18 protein-coding genes and 1 pseudogene are annotated in these 15,905 nt (G+C 67.5%); 16 read left to right on the top strand and 3 right to left on the bottom strand.

Going from position 1 to position 15,905, the window contains the following annotated elements; translation table 11 throughout:
- From G6R13_RS11815 to G6R13_RS11755, 13 genes are all read left to right on the top strand, one after another.
- A partial coding sequence (locus tag G6R13_RS11815; RefSeq protein ID WP_205521367.1) for a transposase occupies positions 1-372 on the top strand: 372 nt, incomplete at its 5' end.
- A gap of 98 nt (positions 373-470) precedes the next feature.
- Positions 471-1,217 carry a helix-turn-helix domain-containing protein gene (locus G6R13_RS11810; protein ID WP_240335748.1) on the top strand — a complete coding sequence of 249 codons (747 nt, stop codon included), beginning with the start codon at positions 471-473 and terminating at the stop codon, positions 1,215-1,217.
- Positions 1,217-2,062: a sigma factor gene (locus G6R13_RS11805; protein ID WP_240335747.1), complete on the top strand. Its 846-nt coding sequence runs from the start codon at positions 1,217-1,219 to the stop codon at positions 2,060-2,062. Before G6R13_RS11810 ends, G6R13_RS11805 begins: the two co-directional genes overlap by 1 nt.
- Positions 2,059-2,358, top strand: a complete 300-nt coding sequence (locus G6R13_RS11800; protein WP_163721757.1) for a hypothetical protein — start codon at positions 2,059-2,061, stop codon at positions 2,356-2,358. Before G6R13_RS11805 ends, G6R13_RS11800 begins: the two co-directional genes overlap by 4 nt.
- Positions 2,359-2,702: 344 nt before the next feature.
- Positions 2,703-3,107, top strand: coding sequence for a hypothetical protein (locus G6R13_RS12390; RefSeq protein ID WP_240335746.1), 405 nt, complete (start codon positions 2,703-2,705; stop codon positions 3,105-3,107).
- A 183-nt stretch (positions 3,108-3,290) separates the two neighbouring features.
- Positions 3,291-3,596 (top strand): hypothetical protein, encoded by a 306-nt coding sequence (locus G6R13_RS11790; RefSeq protein WP_163721755.1) that lies wholly within the window; start codon positions 3,291-3,293, stop codon positions 3,594-3,596.
- A gap of 32 nt (positions 3,597-3,628) precedes the next feature.
- Entirely contained in the window at positions 3,629-4,669 is a 1,041-nt protein-coding gene (locus G6R13_RS11785) for a hypothetical protein (protein ID WP_163721753.1), read from the top strand.
- A complete protein-coding gene (locus G6R13_RS11780; protein ID WP_163721751.1) occupies positions 4,669-6,258 on the top strand; it encodes a PrgI family protein in 1,590 nt (529 codons plus the stop codon). Before G6R13_RS11785 ends, G6R13_RS11780 begins: the two co-directional genes overlap by 1 nt.
- Positions 6,258-7,760: a conjugal transfer protein TraC gene (locus G6R13_RS11775; RefSeq protein ID WP_163721749.1), complete on the top strand. Its 1,503-nt coding sequence runs from the start codon at positions 6,258-6,260 to the stop codon at positions 7,758-7,760. The genes G6R13_RS11780 and G6R13_RS11775 overlap by 1 nt, the downstream gene beginning before the upstream one ends.
- Entirely contained in the window at positions 7,760-9,664 is a 1,905-nt protein-coding gene (locus tag G6R13_RS11770) for a TraM recognition domain-containing protein (protein WP_163721748.1), read from the top strand. The genes G6R13_RS11775 and G6R13_RS11770 overlap by 1 nt, the downstream gene beginning before the upstream one ends.
- Positions 9,665-9,668: 4 nt before the next feature.
- Positions 9,669-10,049: a hypothetical protein gene (locus G6R13_RS11765; RefSeq protein ID WP_163721747.1), complete on the top strand. Its 381-nt coding sequence runs from the start codon at positions 9,669-9,671 to the stop codon at positions 10,047-10,049.
- Positions 10,050-10,317: 268 nt separating this feature from the next.
- On the top strand, positions 10,318-11,166 hold the full coding sequence (locus tag G6R13_RS11760; RefSeq protein ID WP_070638873.1) for a hypothetical protein: 849 nt from the start codon (positions 10,318-10,320) through the stop codon (positions 11,164-11,166).
- Positions 11,163-11,540 carry a hypothetical protein gene (locus G6R13_RS11755; protein ID WP_049145134.1) on the top strand — a complete coding sequence of 126 codons (378 nt, stop codon included), beginning with the start codon at positions 11,163-11,165 and terminating at the stop codon, positions 11,538-11,540. The genes G6R13_RS11760 and G6R13_RS11755 overlap by 4 nt, the downstream gene beginning before the upstream one ends.
- 151 nt (positions 11,541-11,691) lie before the next feature.
- Here the strand turns inward: G6R13_RS11755 and G6R13_RS11750 are convergent, their stop codons facing one another.
- Positions 11,692-11,994, bottom strand: coding sequence for a hypothetical protein (locus G6R13_RS11750; protein WP_127435036.1), 303 nt, complete (start codon positions 11,992-11,994; stop codon positions 11,692-11,694).
- 1,055 nt (positions 11,995-13,049) lie between these two features.
- A complete protein-coding gene (locus G6R13_RS11740; RefSeq protein WP_127435035.1) occupies positions 13,050-13,460 on the bottom strand; it encodes a hypothetical protein in 411 nt (136 codons plus the stop codon).
- Positions 13,461-13,668: 208 nt separating this feature from the next.
- Between G6R13_RS11740 and G6R13_RS11735 the strand changes: the two genes are divergently transcribed.
- Complete coding sequence (locus G6R13_RS11735; protein WP_060974313.1) at positions 13,669-14,664, top strand: IS481 family transposase; 996 nt, start codon at positions 13,669-13,671, stop codon at positions 14,662-14,664.
- Between the two features lie 134 nt (positions 14,665-14,798).
- Here the strand turns inward: G6R13_RS11735 and G6R13_RS11730 are convergent, their stop codons facing one another.
- On the bottom strand, positions 14,799-15,047 hold the full coding sequence (locus tag G6R13_RS11730; protein ID WP_049147384.1) for an HTH domain-containing protein: 249 nt from the start codon (positions 15,045-15,047) through the stop codon (positions 14,799-14,801).
- A gap of 12 nt (positions 15,048-15,059) precedes the next feature.
- Between G6R13_RS11730 and G6R13_RS12245 the strand changes: the two genes are divergently transcribed.
- A complete protein-coding gene (locus tag G6R13_RS12245) occupies positions 15,060-15,233 on the top strand; it encodes a hypothetical protein (protein ID WP_168165774.1) in 174 nt (57 codons plus the stop codon).
- 63 nt (positions 15,234-15,296) lie between these two features.
- Positions 15,297-15,905 (top strand): annotated as a pseudogene (locus G6R13_RS11725) (IS256-like element ISMlu11 family transposase); the annotation flags it as partial.

Here is a 15,905-nt window from a genome sequence, read left to right as displayed (position 1 = left end):
AAGTACCCGTCTGCAGCCGCGACCTGGGCGAACTCCTGGGAGCGGTTCATCCCGTTCCTGCAGTTCCCACCCATGCTCCGCAAGGTCATCTACACGACCAACAGCATCGAGTCGCTGAACTTCCAGCTACGGAAGGTGACCAAGAACCGCGGCCACTTCCCCTCGACCGAGGCGGCGGTGAAGCTGCTCTGGCTGGCGATCTGCAACATCGAAGACAAACGCGCCGCCGAACGCGCTCGGGACCGGGGCAAACCCGCCGGCCAGCGCAAAGCCCAGGGCCGGCTCGTCGAAGGCCAGGCCGTCACGAACTGGAAGCAGGCCCTCGCCCAGCTCGCCGCGGCCTACCCCGACCGGATCAACCCCTACCTGTGACCACCCCGCTTACACAGACAAGTTGACACGCCCTCGGCTTGAGGTACTACCTCCGCGAAGAGGCCCTGAACGACCTTGTCCAAGACGCCGAGACCCGCATGAACACGCGACCCGACAATCTGTCGGGTAAATCTGAGACCCGCACGAAGACGCGACCCGACAATCTGTCGGGTAAATCTGAGACCCGCACGAAGACGCGACCCGACAATCTGTCGGGTAAATCTGAGACCCGCATGAACACGCGACCCGACAATCTGTCGGGTGAGTCGACTCACCCGACAATTTCGGCGGACTCACCCGACAATCACGACTTTGCCGACTATAAGGATCGCGCGCGGACTAACCCTCAAGAACCCTCATCTGTCCGTCCGTCAGTCCGTCAGTCCGGTGCAGTGCGCGCGGAGACGACGACGGACGACGGACGACGGACCGATCAGGTCATCGACGGTGGGGAAGGCGTGGGGCTGGTCCATCGGGGTGTGGTCCTGGCGGACTTGGTTCAGCGGGTGCCGGCGGCTGCGGACCTCGGAGACGGGCAGCTGCGGTCCATCGTGGACGTGGTCTTGGCGCGGGCCTCGGGGCCGGTGCGCAAGCCCACGGCCTTCGTGGCGCGGTCCTTGGCCTCGGAGTTCGAGGAGTTGGTCGCGGTGACCCGGCCCCGGCCGGTCGCCGTGGCTCAGACTCCGGCCGCCTCGGGGCAGGTGCGTGAGCTGCGGACCGGTGAGCCGTGCCAGGACCCGGACGTACACGTCCCGGCGTACGGGCAGACCGTGCTTGCGGACTGCCCGCACTGCCGGCTGGAGCGTCGGGCGATGCCACGGGCGTTGATGGAGGCGGTGGACTGATGACCGGGCAGGCGGACCGGGTGGCTCCGGCGGGGATGGTGCTGGTGACCGGTGACGAGCTGGCGGAAGCGGTGGCCTCGGTGCGAGGCACGGTGGTAGCCGTGCTCGGACCCTCGGGCAACGGCGACGTCGTGGAGGACGTGCTCCAGAGCACCTGGGAGTCCGCGTGGCACTCCCGAGAGCGGTTCGATCCGGACCGGGGTTCCCTGCGGACCTGGGTCGGCACCATCGCCCGGAACCGAGCGGTGGATCATCTGCGGGCGGTCGGCCGGTCGCGGGCGGGCCAGGAGGCGCTGGAGGCTTCCGCGGTGGCGCGGGAGAAGACCGCGGTGTCGACGGTCATGGAGGACCCAGCCGAGGCTGTGGTTGAAGCGCTGGCTGCACACCGGGAAGTCGCGGAGGTGATGCGGGTGGTCGAGTCGGTCATGGAGTCCTCGGAGATGACGGCCCGTGCCCTGGCCGTGGTGCTGGCGTTCGGGGATGACGTCGTGGCGGCATCGGAGGCGATGGGTGTCTCGGTGACCGCACTGCGTCAGGCCCGGCGTGAGCTGGTGCGCTGTGCCCGGGTGGTCCGGGCGGCGCAGGAGGTGGCCCGTTCGGCGCAGGCGGTGACGATGCGCGTGCTGATCAGCTGCCTTCCCGACGACGGGGACGCGGGGGACTGGGCGCGGCGGGTCGCGCTGGCCTGCGCGCAGGCGGGGGGCCGGATGGAAGCGGTCACGGTCGAGGACGTCATGCAGGCCACCGGGTTCAGCCACTCCACGAGTCGGCAGTACCTGGCCGAGACGCGGCACCTGCTGAGGGTGGCGGCAACGGTGATCCGAAACGAGAGGGCGGAGAAGTGATCGAGCAGTCGGAGTTCGAGCAGAGCCATGACGGGCCGGAGGGTCAGGAGCCGCGCGTGGTCTACGTAGAGCGGGATCGGGGGCTGTTTTCGTCCGTGCGGCGGCTGCGCCAGCGCACGGGCGAGGCCGGGCGGCGGTGGGTGGCGGAGTCCGTGGACGCGCCGCTGCCGACGTCGTGGCAGGCGCGGGTACCGGACAGGTGGGACTCGGCCCGGGGTCGGTGGGTGATCGCGGCCGTGGCGCTGGCGGTGCTCGTGGTGTGGGTGCTGGTGGTGGTGCAGGCGATGGCGGGCTGACAGACCTTCGCGGTGGCGATCGCGAACCCAGGACGAGACACGGCAACGAAGCAAGACGGGGCAGACGAGCGACGAGGAGTCGGACATGTTGAACGGAATCAACCCGGACGGGCTGTCGGGGTGGTCACAGATCAGTGGATGGGCGGTCGGGACGGCGCTGGTCGTGCTGATCCTGGCGGTGGGTGCTGGCGTGGTGCTGGCGGTGTGGGGCAGGGCCTTGTTTTCGCCTGGCGGGATGCGGAAGGGGTGGACGATGGTCGCGTTGGCGGCGGTGGGGGCGACGGTGCTGGGCGCTGGCACGGCCGGCGCGAGCTGGGGGGGCTGGGCTGGGTACGAGCGAGCTGATGCCCGCCGGGGCCAGGCCGCAGTCGATCGCGATCGAGAAGAACGCCCCGAAGCTGACCTGCAGCCGGCAGGCGGTGCGGGACTTCGACAAGGAGGAGCCGTCTCCGGATCGGGCAGAGCGTGAGCGTGTGATCAGTGCGTTGCTCGGTGGACAGCCCGCGTTGGACGGGTACGAGTGGGGCAAGGAGCCTACGGGCACGGAGTCGTCGTACTCGGTCGTCACATCGGTGAAGTGGTACGCCACGGGCGAGGTGAACGGGTCAGGTGAGCCGGACTGTTCGGCGCGGAACGAGGCCACGGCCGAGTGCTCGCCGGTCGAGGTGCACGTGGTGCGTCAGTCGCTGACCAACGGTGCTCAGACCGGGCGGACCCTGACGCTGACGCGGGGTCAGAACTGCTCTTGATCTGATCTGCGAGTTGCCCCCACCTGCTGCGGATGCAGCGGGTGGGGGCTTTCTCGTGTGCGGGCCAGGTGACATGCGTGGCGGTGGGGCGCGTCGTACATCTGGCAGCGGGCGGGAGTCGCCCGTTCGGTCCGGAAGACATCCGGGCCGTCGTCACATCACATCCCTACGGGAGGACCTCTGATGAGCAATCTGATTCTCGCGGCCACCACGGTGGCTGCCGGTGTCCCGGACATCGCACCAACCTTCAACGCGCCCTGGATGCCCACCATCCAGAACGTCACGGGCCTGGCGTTGGGCACCTTCCTGGTCCTCCTGATCGTCGCCGTCGGCATCGGCGTGCTGGTCTGGATCTTCGGCAAGCTCGCCTCGAGCGGCCGCGCGCAGGACGTGGGTATCGGCTTCGTGGTCTGGGGCATCGTGGCTGCGGCTCTGATCGCCGGTGCCGCGGGCCTGATCGGCTGGGGCGCTGGCCTGCCGCTGTTCTGAGGTCCTGAGCGCACTCACGGAGGGAGAGAACGTTGTGGGAGAAGGACTTCGAGGAGTTCATGCGGGGTTCGATCCTGGGGCTGGCGAAGGCCGCTTCCGGGCTGATCGAGCAGGCTTTCTCCGTGGGTGCGCTGACCCCGGAATGGTGGGTCACGGTCGTCGGCGGTCAGGTCACTACGACGGTGGCCGGTGGCGAGAGCACGGTAATCGACCACCCGGGGATGCTGAACATCATCGTGGTGGCGATGATCCCGCTGCTGGTGATCTTCGTGGCCGTGCAGGTCGTGCTCTCGGCGGTGCGCGGGTCCACGGCCGGCATGGTGCGCGCGTTCCTGGCGGCGGTGTTCAGCATCCCGGCGACCTACGTGGTGGTCGGGCTGGTGTGGATGGCGATGGGGGCGACCCAGCAGCTGACCTTGTGGATCTTGCGGGTCGGTTCCGGTGGCACCGATGGCCAGGACGAGGCAGTGGCCGGCGTGCTGGGACTGTTCGGTCTGACCTACGACGCCGCCAACGACAAGATCCTGCTGGACGAGAACTTCGCGCAGTGGGAGATGGCCAGCGAGAACTCGGAAAACGGGATGATCGTGGTCGCGGTGATCATCGCGCTGGTGATCTTCTTCGCCTGCTTCGTGCTGATGGCGATGATGATCTTCCGTCTGGTGCTGATTCTGATCTTGGCCTCGTTCGCGGCCCCGGCGATCTTCTCGCTGGCCCTGGAGCCGGCCAAGGCGCTGGCGGGGCGGTGGCTGTCGATGATGCTGGGGCTGATCATGGCCGGGCCGCTCGCAGCCGCCGTCGTGCGGCTGGGCATGGCGATGGCGGCATTGTCCACGGACTGGGTGCAGACCGTGGCTGGCATGGTGCTGGTGTTCGTGGCCGCGGCCATGCCGATCTTCATGCTTGCGATCACCGCGTGGCTGGCCGGCGGTGCTGGCCAGGCTGAGCAGGCGGGCGTGATGGCCGCGAGCCGGGCCGGGCGTGGAGCAATGAATTCGATGCGGGGCGTTTCGGCGCGGGCTGGCCGAATGCGCCAGCGTGCCGGGGCGATGGTGATGCGAGGAGGCCGCTGATGGCAACGATGATTCAGGAGTCGATGGACTCGGAGTACGACGACGTCCGGTTCCCCCAGGAACGGACTCAGGGACTGATCCTGGGGCTGACCCTGGAGCAGGTGATCGTGGTTCTGGCCGGCGTGCTGATCGGCATGGCGTTCATCCTGCGTGGCGGCCCGGCCATGTTCGTGGGTATCGGGCTGATGGCCGTGATCGGCGCGTTCGGTGCGACCCGGTTCCGCGGCCGGTCCCTGCCTGGCTGGGTGTGGGTGGCGGCGCAGTACCTGCGGCGGGGGGCAACGGACCAGCTCGAGTACCGCCAGGGGATGGCCCCGGCACACGTGCTGGAGCTGGTGGACGGCGAGCCGCAGGCACCCGTGAGCGAGGCAGGGCCGCAGGCCCAGCGCGATGCGAAGGGGCGGATCAAGCCGGGTGAGCCGACACGGTTCCGGCTGCCGGGTGTGGCCGGAGAGCTGATGGTCTACGCGATGCCCAACGGGGCAGGGTTCGTCTGGGACCCGCGCGCCCGGGAAGCGGTGGTCTGCGCGAAGGTCATGACGACGCGGGGCTTTGACCTGGAGTCCTTCGACGCTCAGGAGGAACGGTCCCTGTCGTGGGGGTCGTCGCTGGCGGCGCTGTCGCGTCTGCCGGGTGTGGTGCGGATTCAGGCTTCGGATCAGACGACGCTCATCTCCGGTGCGGCCGTGGAGGACTTCTACGAGTCCAAGCAGGAGGGCGCGGGCCGGTCAGGGGCAAGCGTCGACCCGTTCCTGGACCAGGCGTTCCGTGAGCTGATGAAGGAGGCCCAGTCGATGCCGGTGCACGAGCAGTGGCTGACGCTGGTGGTCTCCCCGTCGAAGATCACCTCGCAGGTCAAGGCGCTCGGCGGGGGCACCCCGGCGCTCATGGAGCACATGCTCAAGCTGATGACGACGGTGGAGAGCACGCTGCCGCGCTCGGGGACCCAGGTGACCGCCTGGCACTCCCCGCGCACGCTGGCCGGCCTCTCGCGGTCGGCGTTCGACCCGGACGCCTCGGTGATGGTCTCGACCACGAAGGCGGACGGGAAGACGGCGGGCACCGCGCCCTCGAGCGCGGGACCGATGGCCGTGGAGGTCCATGCGGGCCACATGGTCACGGACGGGACCTACCACCGCACCTACAAGGTCTCCGAGCTGCCGCAGAACCTGGCCCGGCTGGGGTTCCTGGACGAGCTGGTGTTCGCCGGGGACTTCCGGCACACGGTCTCGGTGTTCCTGGCGCCGGTCGAGCGTGGGGCCGCGGTGCGGTCCGTGCAGCGGCGCAAGACGGACTGGCACACGAACTCGCGACTGATGACCAAGCTCGGTCGCATCGGTTCGTTGGAACATGACCAGTCCCTGGAGGACGTCGAGCGTGAGGAGGCCGAGCTGCGGCGTCGGCACACGGGCGTGGAGGTCGTCGTGCTGGTCACGGTGACCGGGGCCTCGCGGTCCGATCTGGAGTCCGCGGCGGCGGAGGTCGTGGCCTCCGGGATCACGTCCGAGTGCGAGCTGCGCCCGGTGTGGATGGAGCAGGACGCGGCGTTCGTGGCCGGTGCCCTGCCGTTCGGAAGGATGAAGCTCTGATGCGTGAAGAACCGAAGGTCGATCTGTTCCAGATCATCGAGCCGGGCAAGGACGAAGCCCGAGAGGCCAAGCGTGCGGCCCTGGAGCTGGAGCGAGGCCAGCGGGCGCTGCGGAAGGCGCTGGCTGCGCAGGCTAAGGAGGTGCGGTTCCCTCAGCCGCAGTGGGGCAAGGCCGGACCGCGCGGGGCACGGCAGCTGCGGGGGCTGCGCACGCTGGCCCCGCGGCCGGTCCGCACGACGACGCACACGGTCTCGACGGCGTACCCGTTCGTGGCCGGCCCCGGTCTGGGTGCGCGCGGGCTGATGATCGGCAAGGACATGCACGGCGGCGGCGCGTTCTGCTTCGATCCGTGGGCGCTCTATGAGGCCGGGATCATCTCGGGCATGTCGATGATGCTGTTCGGCCAGGTCGGCACCGGGAAGTCGTCGCTGGCCAAGTCGCTGGCGGTGCGGCAGGTGCTGGCCGGGCGCAAACTCTCGGTGGCCTCGGACAAGAAGGGCGAGTGGACCCGTGTGGTCAAGGGCCTGGGTGGATCGGTGATCCAGGTCGGCCCTGGCCTGGACACGCGCCTGAACCCGCTGGACCCGGGCACCCGGCCATCGACGGACGTGCAGGGCGAGCCGATGACGGACCGGGCGTGGGCCTCGATGGTGCGGACCCGGCGCATGTCCATCTTGGTGGCCCTGGTGAAGATCCTCACCGACCGGGACATGACCTCGCCCGAGCACCACGTGCTCTCGGCGGGCCTGGACGCGGCCGTGGCGGTCGCGGACTCCGAGGGACGTCCGCCGATCATCCCGGACGTGATCCGGGCGCTGGACGCAGCCCGCTCGGACCCGGACGCGATGAAGGCGGAGGCCGCGTCGGTGACGATGATGACGTTGGGTCGCGTGTCCTCCGGTGACCTGGCCGGCATGTTCGACGGGGAGACCACGGCGGTGCTGGATGAGCAGGCGTGCGCGACGAGCATCGACACCTCCGCGTTGCTGGGTGCCTCCCCGGAGGCGGTGCGCGTGGTCAACGCGTGCGCGGGCGCATGGACCGAAGCGATGGTCACCACCCGTGATGGCGGGCAGCGGATCGTGATCTATGAAGAGGGCTGGGACAACATCAGCTCCGAGGCCGACCTGCGGCGCATGGTCGAGCAGTGGAAGCTCAGCCGCGCGTACGGCATCTTCAACGTGCTCGTGCTGCACAAGATCGCTGACCTGGACATGGCTGGTGATCAGAGCTCGAAGATGGCCGCGATGGCCCGGTCCCTGCTGGCCGACGCGGACGTGAAGGTGATCTACCGGCAGGACCGGTCCGCGCTGAAGATCACGACGTCGGAGATGGAACTGTCCGACCGGGAGCGGTCCCTGGTGCGGTCCCTGCCCAAGGGCACGGGCCTGTGGCGGCTGGGGGATTCCTCGTTCGAGGTGCAGAACGTGCTCACGCGGGCCGAGCTGCCGCTGTTCGACACGGACGAGCGCATGGACAAGGCGAAGGAGGCGGTGGCCTGATGCGACGCGAACGTGGCAACAACTCGGTCCTGGAAGGGGACAGCCCGGCCGAGACGGCGCTGATCTGGCTCATCGGTCCGGCCGTGCTGCTCTACGGGGCGTACCTGCTGGCCGGGTTCCTGGCCGGGCGTATCCACTGCGGGGCACCGACGAAGCCGGACTCGCTGTTCGCGCCGCTGGGATTCCTCGTGGGCGAGCACGACCCGGCCGCGTTCGGGGCCACCGTCCAGGGGTGCACGGCGACCACCGGCGGGGTCATCGGGTGGCTGATCGGTCTGGGGGTGCTGGCCCTCGTGCTGATCGGTGTGGCGGTGACGGCGTGGAGCCGGTACCAGCAGTCGGACAAGAAGTTCATCAAGGAGCTGCGCGAGCGCGAGGGCCTGGCCCGGTCTGCGGAGATCACCAAGACGGTGGGCCGCAAGTCTGTGCTGTCCCGGGTGAAGAAGGTCCGGCCCTCGATCAAGAAGCCGGCCATCACGGACGGGGCCATGCGGCTGGGCAAGGCCGAGGGCGTGGACGTGTTCGCGTCCTTCGAGGAGTCGGTGGTGCTGATCGGCCCGCCGCGCTCGGGCAAGGGCGTGCACCTGCTGATCGGCGCGATTCTCGACGCGCCCGGCCCGGTCATCACGACCAGCTCTCGCGCGGACAACCTGGGGGCCACGGCCGAGCTGCGGAAGAAGAAGGGGCCGGTGGCCCTGTTCGACCCGCAGGGGCTGACCGGTCAGCCCTCTACGTTGAAGTGGTCCCCGATCACGGGCTGTGATGAGCCGCGTGTGGCGAATCAGCGGGCGGCGTCGCTGATCGGTGCCTCTGGCCTGGGGTCCTCCAGCTCGAACGCGGAGTGGCAGGCCCCGGCGATCACGATCATGGAGTGCCTGCTGCACGCCGCGGCGCTGGGTGAGCGCACCGTGGATGATCTGATGCGGTGGGGCAACAACCCGGCCGAGGCCAAGGAGGCCGTGAAGATCCTGACCGAGCATCCCAAGGCCGCGCTGAACTGGAACCTGGTGCTCAAGGGCATCATCGAGGGCGACCCGAAGCTGCTCCAGTCCAAGTGGTTCGGGGTGGAGGGTGCGGTCAAGGGGCTGTCGGTGCCCGAGGTCCGCGACGTGCTGCGGCCCAACCGGTTCGAGGAGACCCTGGACATCGACAAGTTCCTCACCGAGTGCGGGACGCTCTACATCGTGGGCACCAAGACCGGCGGCTCGTCGGCGGGGCCGTTCCTGATCGCGATGATGGACGCCATCACCGAGCGGGCGCGCGAGCTGGCGGCGAAGTCGCCCGGGAACCGGCTCGACCCGCCGCTGTCGCTGGTGCTCGATGAGATTGCGAACATCTCCGGTGCCTGGCCGGGGCTGACCCAGCTCATGGCTGACGGCGGCGGCGTGGGCATCTCCCCGTTCGCGGTGTTCCAGTCGATGGCTCAGGCCCGCAACGAGTGGGGCGAGCAGCAGGCGCAGGCGTTGTTCGATGCGGCCACGGTGAAGGTCCAGCTCGGGGGTGCCTCGAACGTGTCCGACCTGGAGCAGTTCGCCAAGCTGGCCGGCCAGCGCAAGATCATGCGGACCTCGAAGTCTCGCGGCAAGGACCACACCTCGGTCTCCGAGCAGATCCACGACACCGACGTGGTCTCGGTCGCGGAGCTGCGTCGGCTGCCGTTCGGGTGGGGGGTCCTGCTGAACCGTAATGGGCGTCCGATCCTGATGCAGATGACCCGCTGGTGGGACCGCAAGGACGGCAAGCAGATCAAGGAGGCCGCGGGGCGGTACTCGAAGGCGCTGCTGGCTGAGCTGGAGTCCAAGGACCCGGCCCCGTCCACACCGACCGACGCGGACCGGGCCGAGGACTCCGTGGCGGCGTTGGACCCGGTGCCGGAGACGGCCCCGGCGATCCCGGTGCGGTGAGGGCATGGGCAGGTTCGGGCTGCACCGCACCAGCTCGGCCGAGTACAAGCGGTACCTGCGGTCCCAGGCATGGGGGTACAGGCGGGTGCGGTGGTTCGCAGACTGCCGGCAGGCCGGCCAAGAGCCGGCCTGCCAGGTCTGCGGGATCACGCTGTCCCAGGCTGGGACCCTGGACCTGCACCACGTCTCGTACAAGGGCGTGGGCCAGGACGAGGAGGGCCGGTGGCAGGCCCGCGAAGCGCACAACGACCTGATGCCGTTGTGCCGGGATCATCACCAGCGGCTGCATCAGATCATGGACGGCAAGAAGGAGTTCTTTGGATGGGACCGCAGGCGGGCCACGGTCGTGATCGTGGCCAGGATGATCCGGCAGAGGCAGGCATGAGCACGGACGGGGGTGCACGGTGCCATGTGTGCCAGCGGCCCGTCTCCACGAGGTGGCACTGTACCGATGGACGACATCTGGACCGCGCCGAGTGTCGTGCCACCGGCGGAATCGGGGTGTGGTTGTGCGGTACATGCGAGGACGCCGCGCATCGCTACATGTGCTCGACCGGGGCAGACGGGCGCGAGGCCGTTGAGGAGCTGTTCGCCCGGCTCGAGAGGCTGTTGGGCGGGCCAGCACGCCGGTACACGAGAGAAGGACGGAACTGATGACATCGCCCTGGGTTGAAGACGACGAGCCCACGGACTGGGAGGGGCCGGCGACCGCCGATGACGACGGACAGACGGGAACTCCGCTGCCCTACGTCGACCCGGAGGTCGCCGCGGAACTCGCGGGCGAGGGTCCGCCGGTGTGGATGGGCACGCGGTGGAGGGAGATCAAGGCAGAGCACCAGTGGGAGGCGTGGAACACGCTGCGTCGGTGGGTGGACTGGTTCGTAGCCGAGTACCGGCTGGTGACCTCGGTGGTGCCGCCGTGCTGGTACAAGCACTCGGACCTGACGGCCGAGCTGTATGCGGCGATGTGCATGGAGTACAAGGTCTGGGAGGAACAGGCTCCGGGGCTGGGCCCGATGATGATGTGGCACCCGCATGTGGAGATGCTCACCGCGCGTCTGCGCCGCATGGTGGATGAGGCCGGCTGCGCGAAGATCGGGAGGCACAAGGAGCCCGAGGCGTACGGAGACCGTCCAGCGTTCACGCTGGACTACGACGAGGACGACTTCACGGCCTGGGCTGGTACCACCCGTGAACAGGACACCCTCGAACGACCCGCGACGGGCGTGCAAAACGTGCGGGCACGTGTGGTGGACGGCGACGGCGGGCAGGTCGCGGTGTCGAACCCGGTGGGGCTGGCCGCCTCCCGGCAGCCTGAAGACGTGGCCGTGGTGCTGGAGATGTCCTCGTCTACGCCGTCGGCTCCACGGCTGGCGGTGTCCGTGGCTGATAGTCGGGACGACCTCAGTGTGGAGTGGGAGAGCTCCCCGGACGGGCACATCTGGGGCACCCTGGGAGATGAGCAACAGCCGGAAGACTCGAGCGAGGAGGAACGACGATGAACTGGGTTCGCGGCACCGGTAGCCCGTGGAACATGCACTGGGTCCAGCAAATGGACAGGCAGGAGTGGGACCTCTATGAGGACGACCGCACCGGCGCAATGTGGGTGGAGCGGGAGTACGGCACCGTGCTGGCCATGCTCAGCGACGGTGGCTGGCGGATGACGAAGAACGGGGCGCCGTACCGGTCCCGGTACCGCGTGTTCGAGTTGGCCGGAACCGATGTTATCGAGCGCACGGATGTGTTGTTCTCGGGGCTGGCTCATGGTGGGCACTTCGATGAACGCCAGGAGGGTGCTGGGCGGTATCAGGCCGTGCGTCGGGAATGCGTCGAAGCAATCGAACGGAAGCTCCAGGTCGCTGTGACGCAGAGCTGACTACAGGAGCACCATGACGGAGCGGCCCCGATACCGGAGAGGTATCGGGGCCGCGGGCTTCTCGGTCTGACGTAGGAGATTCAGTCAGGACGGCCAGCCTGTGATGCCTTCGAATAGTTGGCTCAGGCTGAGGCTGGCCGTCGTGTTGGGGTCAGTCAGTGCGATTGGTGGCGCGACGATGCCGTGCGGTCTCGAAGATCACGTGCAGGATCGAGGCAACCAGAATCAGAGCAAGTGCAAACCACGTCCACCCGTCCAGGCTAAGGTTCGCGATGTCGTGGCCCTGGTTCTGAAGGTCGGTGATGGTGCTCTTGAACTTGTAGCTGACGATGGCTGACAAGCTGACCAGGACAACAAGTGTGGCCCATGCGACTGCTCGTTTGCGGATGAGGATGGATGCACCGAACATGACGGTCCAGAATCCCACGACGATAGGGAGGGCGCTTGTCAGCATCAACGACCCCACCAGGTTCTGGAGCGAAGTCGGGACCTGGTCATTTTTGACTTCTTCGACACCAGCGAGGATCGGGACTGGTTGGGGGTCGGTGGTTGCGTCAGTGGGTTGGTCGTTGGGTGCGTCAGAAGACGGGTCGGTGGCTGAGGCGGAGGCGGTAAGCAGCAGGAGGGCGTGCAGGGGCGCAGGAGGGCGTGCAGGGGCGCAGGAGGGCGTGCAGGGGCGCAGGAGGGCGTGCAGGGTGCGGACCGGCGGAGCCGGAGCAAGTTAGATACTTAGCTATGCTAAGTCGCTTTCGGCCTAGTCAGGCCGGGATTCGTTGCACTGTGCTGGGGGTGCAGGCGCAGGGGGTCAAGCGTCGTCGGAGGCGTCCGTTTTGGGGGCCTGGGGGGTGTCCGGGGTGCGCGGCGGGTCGTTCTTGTGGATCGCTTAATGAACGGCGCGTGTGCTGACGCCTTCGCGCTCGGCAATGGCGCGCATGATCATGCCTTCGGTGCGCATGGCGCGGATACGTTCATGGAGCGCGGCGACCTTGACGAAGTACTTCTCGCAGGGCTGGGCAACCGTGCGCCGGAGCGGTCCGGGGTGCACCCCGGACCGCTCCACGAGGACGCGGGAGGGCCATTTGGGATTGGCTGGAGCTGGGCAGTCCGTGTCAGTGTGAAAAGTAGTTCAATTCTTCATAAGAAGTGAACTAATCACAGGAGGGGGTGGGGTCACAAAGCTAGAAGCGAGGCTCTCAATCAAAGCGACTATAATATTCGTCATTCTGATTTTTCTTCTAGCTTCTTTTCGAGCTTATTCTTCCTCCTGTTTAGGCGCCACCAAGAAACTGACCCCTTGAGCTGGAGGGCTCCTAGTTCGTCGAGGGATGGGAGCCCCTTGTCAGACAGCCTTTTGGAGACCTCTGTCTTGTCTGCTCCTTGCATCGTTGCAACGAGTGCGTGCGCTTCCTTGACTGGAGCGGATGCTAGAGGGTGGGTGGAGAGTTTCGCGTTGACTGCCCTTAGCTCCTCTTCAAGGGCTGAGCGGGAAATGCCTCGGAGTGGCATAGGTCACTTCCCCCTCAGGCAGGCAAGCGCAGCCCGTCCTCCTGCGGCGAGAAACGCCTCAGGGGTCCCCCGAGTCATGATCTGGGTGATCTGAGGCCCATTGAGACCGATTCCCATGAGGCACCTATAGACAGCCCAGGGCCACGCCTGCGTTTCGGCTACTTCCGGGCCGGTCTTCTTTTCCTCGATTAGAAGATCAGAGACATCCCACTCGCTGGATGTGCTTCCTTGATTCTCGAAGTCGCCGGGAAGCGAGGCGGCGGCTGCGTACCCGTCTGTTGCTTGAGGGGTGAAGGCGGGCTGGGCCGCCCAGGCGGTAGCCCCGAAGTTGCTGACGGTGAGGGCTCCTACGATGGAAAACGCGGCCCCGGACTGGGCTAGACGAGAGAGGCGCGGTCGATGCTTGTCGGGCATGAGAGTCTCCTTCGAGTGGATATGACGCGCCCCACTGTACTGTGCGTTCTCTATGCACCGCTATTGCTCTCTGATCCCTCTCGCTCAAGAGGACCTCTTCCTAGGTGTGATGTCCAGGGACGTTGTTGCGTGAATAGCTGACAGGCGAAGGCCTCCTGTTGCGAGAGTGGAGTTGTCGAGAAACCGCTCACGCGAACAGAAGGCCTTCATGTCCCACGCTAACGCCGCCCTGACCCCTCGCGCCCGCCTACGCCTGGCCAAGCTCATCGTCGAGGAGCACTGGCCGGTCGCCACCGCGGCCAAGATGTTCATGGTCTCCGCACCCACCGCACGCAAATGGGCCACACGCTTCCGGGCCGAGGGACCTGCAGGGATGGCAGACCGGTCCAGCCGGCCGTCCACGATGCCGACCAGAACACCGCCGGCGGTGGTGAAACAGATCGTGGCCGCCCGATGGCGCCGACGCCTGGGGCCGGCACAGATCGCTGGAGAACTCGGGATGCCGGCCTCCACCGTCCATGCCGTGCTCGTGCGCTGCCGGATCAACCGCCTCGCCCGTCTGGACCGGGTCACCGGCGAGCCGATCCGCCGCTACGAGCACCCCCACCCCGGGTCGCTGATCCACGTCGACGTCACCAAGTTCGGGCGCATCCCCGACGGGGGCGGACACCGATTCGTCGGGCGCCAGCAGGGCATGAAGCACCGCGCGGCGACCTCGGACCGCGAAGGAACCCGTGATGCCCGATACCAGCCCCGGCTCGGGGTGGGCTTTCTGCACACCGTGATCGATGATCACTCCCGCTTCGCCTATGTCGAGATGCACTCCGATGAACGCAGCCAGACGGCCATCGCGGTGTTGCGCCGCGCGGTCGCCCACTTCGCGCGCCTGGGTGTGGAGGTGGAGCGGGTGCTCTCGGACAACGGCTCGGCCTACCGCTCGCATGCCTGGCGTGATGCCTGCACCGAGCTCGGGATCAAGCCTAAGCGGACTCGGCCCTACCGGCCGCAGACGAACGGGAAGATTGAGCGGTTCCATCGCACGCTCGCTGACGGGTGGGCCTACGCCCGGTTCTATAGCTCAGAGACGGAACGCAGGGCCGCGTTGCCTGGATGGCTGCACTTCTACAATCATCATCGCGTCCACTCCGCGATCGGCGCCGCGCCTGCCACCCGGCTCAACAACCTCCCTGGACATCACACCTAGGCGATGCTGATGGCCGGTTGGCGTTCATCGCGGCCCTTAGGAGCTCGCACTTTGGAGTAGAGCACGTTTCCGTGTCAGAGCCTTCTGATGTCGCTGGTCCTCCGTTGAGACGCTGAGGGGCTTTCTTGCTGGTCTCAGTCGTCCTTGTGGATCGCGTAGTGCACCGTCCCGACGGTGACGCCTTCCTTGGCAGCAATGGCGCGCATGGAGAGCCCTTCCGCGCGCAGAGCACGAATGCGTTTATGGCGTGCGGCGGCGTCCGCCAAGTAGTCCGCGCGTTCCTGGGCGACGGTGCGGCGGATGGTGCGCGGCGAGACTCCGAATCGCTCGGCTAGCTCGCGGGCGGTCTGCTTGCGCTTGGCGCGCGTAGGGGTGCTGGTCATGCGTCCTCTCCCATGTGTGACGAGCCGAGCACGCCCAGCCCGGACGAGGTCGCTGCCGCGCGCACGCCGGCCGGCGGATGGACCAAGGCCCAGCTGGCCGCCTGGGGCGTGCCGTGGCTGCCACCGAAGGGCTGGCGCGCCGAGCTCGAGGAGCAGTGGAAGGCCCTGGGGCGACCCTTCGCCTGACTGCCGGGGCGTGTCAGATGGTCTGTGTAAGCCGTACCGAGAGGAACGGTAAGAATCATGACCATGATCGACGAGAAGAACCCAGGCGAGCCCTCGGGCCAGGACCTGGTCGAGCAGCTGAAAGCCTCAGGGCAGCTTGATGCCCTGTTCGCGCAGATCGACGCGGGCGGCGTCGAGCTCACCGGTGACGGCGGGTTCGTGCCCGCGCTGGTCAAGGCCGCGCTCGAGCGGGGCCTGCAGGCCGAGCTGACCAGCCATCTGGGCTACGAGAAGGGCTCGAGCGAGGCGCCGAAGCACGCCAACTCCCGCAACGGGACCACCCCGAAGACCGTGGAGTCCGAGGTCGGGCCGATCGAGCTGGACGTCCCGCGAGACCGGGGCGGGTCGTTCACCCCGCGCCTGGTGCCCAAGGGCCAGCGGCGCCTCGGGGGCCTGGATGACATGATCATCAGCCTCTATGCCGGCGGAATGACGATCCGGGACATCCAGCACCACCTGGCCTCCACGATCGGCACGGACCTGTCGCACGAGACGATCTCCAACATCACCGACGCCGTGAGCGAAGAGGTCCTGGCGTGGCAGTCGCGGCCGCTGGAGGAGTTCTATCCGGTGATCTATCTCGACGCAATCCGGATCAAGATCCGAGAGAACAGCCAGGTCCTCAACCGTGCC

Origin of the sequence: Micrococcus sp. Alg238-R198 (assembly GCF_900537135.1) — a bacterium.
Classification (GTDB): Bacteria; Actinomycetota; Actinomycetes; order Actinomycetales; family Micrococcaceae; genus Micrococcus; species Micrococcus luteus.
This window is presented reverse-complemented; position numbering and strand designations above follow the sequence as displayed.

Coding starts and splice junctions, on each gene's coding strand:
- G6R13_RS11810 (WP_240335748.1), top strand. CDS start 471: ATGAACACGCGACCCGACAATCTGTCGGGTAAATCTGAGACCCGCACG.
- G6R13_RS11805 (WP_240335747.1), top strand. CDS start 1,217: ATGACCGGGCAGGCGGACCGGGTGGCTCCGGCGGGGATGGTGCTGGTG.
- G6R13_RS12390 (WP_240335746.1), top strand. CDS start 2,703: ATGCCCGCCGGGGCCAGGCCGCAGTCGATCGCGATCGAGAAGAACGCC.
- G6R13_RS11790 (WP_163721755.1), top strand. CDS start 3,291: ATGAGCAATCTGATTCTCGCGGCCACCACGGTGGCTGCCGGTGTCCCG.
- G6R13_RS11780 (WP_163721751.1), top strand. CDS start 4,669: ATGGCAACGATGATTCAGGAGTCGATGGACTCGGAGTACGACGACGTC.
- G6R13_RS11775 (WP_163721749.1), top strand. CDS start 6,258: ATGCGTGAAGAACCGAAGGTCGATCTGTTCCAGATCATCGAGCCGGGC.
- G6R13_RS11770 (WP_163721748.1), top strand. CDS start 7,760: ATGCGACGCGAACGTGGCAACAACTCGGTCCTGGAAGGGGACAGCCCG.
- G6R13_RS11765 (WP_163721747.1), top strand. CDS start 9,669: ATGGGCAGGTTCGGGCTGCACCGCACCAGCTCGGCCGAGTACAAGCGG.
- G6R13_RS11760 (WP_070638873.1), top strand. CDS start 10,318: ATGACATCGCCCTGGGTTGAAGACGACGAGCCCACGGACTGGGAGGGG.
- G6R13_RS11755 (WP_049145134.1), top strand. CDS start 11,163: ATGAACTGGGTTCGCGGCACCGGTAGCCCGTGGAACATGCACTGGGTC.
- G6R13_RS11750 (WP_127435036.1), bottom strand. CDS start 11,994: ATGCTGACAAGCGCCCTCCCTATCGTCGTGGGATTCTGGACCGTCATG.
- G6R13_RS11740 (WP_127435035.1), bottom strand. CDS start 13,460: ATGCCCGACAAGCATCGACCGCGCCTCTCTCGTCTAGCCCAGTCCGGG.
- G6R13_RS11735 (WP_060974313.1), top strand. CDS start 13,669: ATGTCCCACGCTAACGCCGCCCTGACCCCTCGCGCCCGCCTACGCCTG.
- G6R13_RS11730 (WP_049147384.1), bottom strand. CDS start 15,047: ATGACCAGCACCCCTACGCGCGCCAAGCGCAAGCAGACCGCCCGCGAG.
- G6R13_RS12245 (WP_168165774.1), top strand. CDS start 15,060: ATGTGTGACGAGCCGAGCACGCCCAGCCCGGACGAGGTCGCTGCCGCG.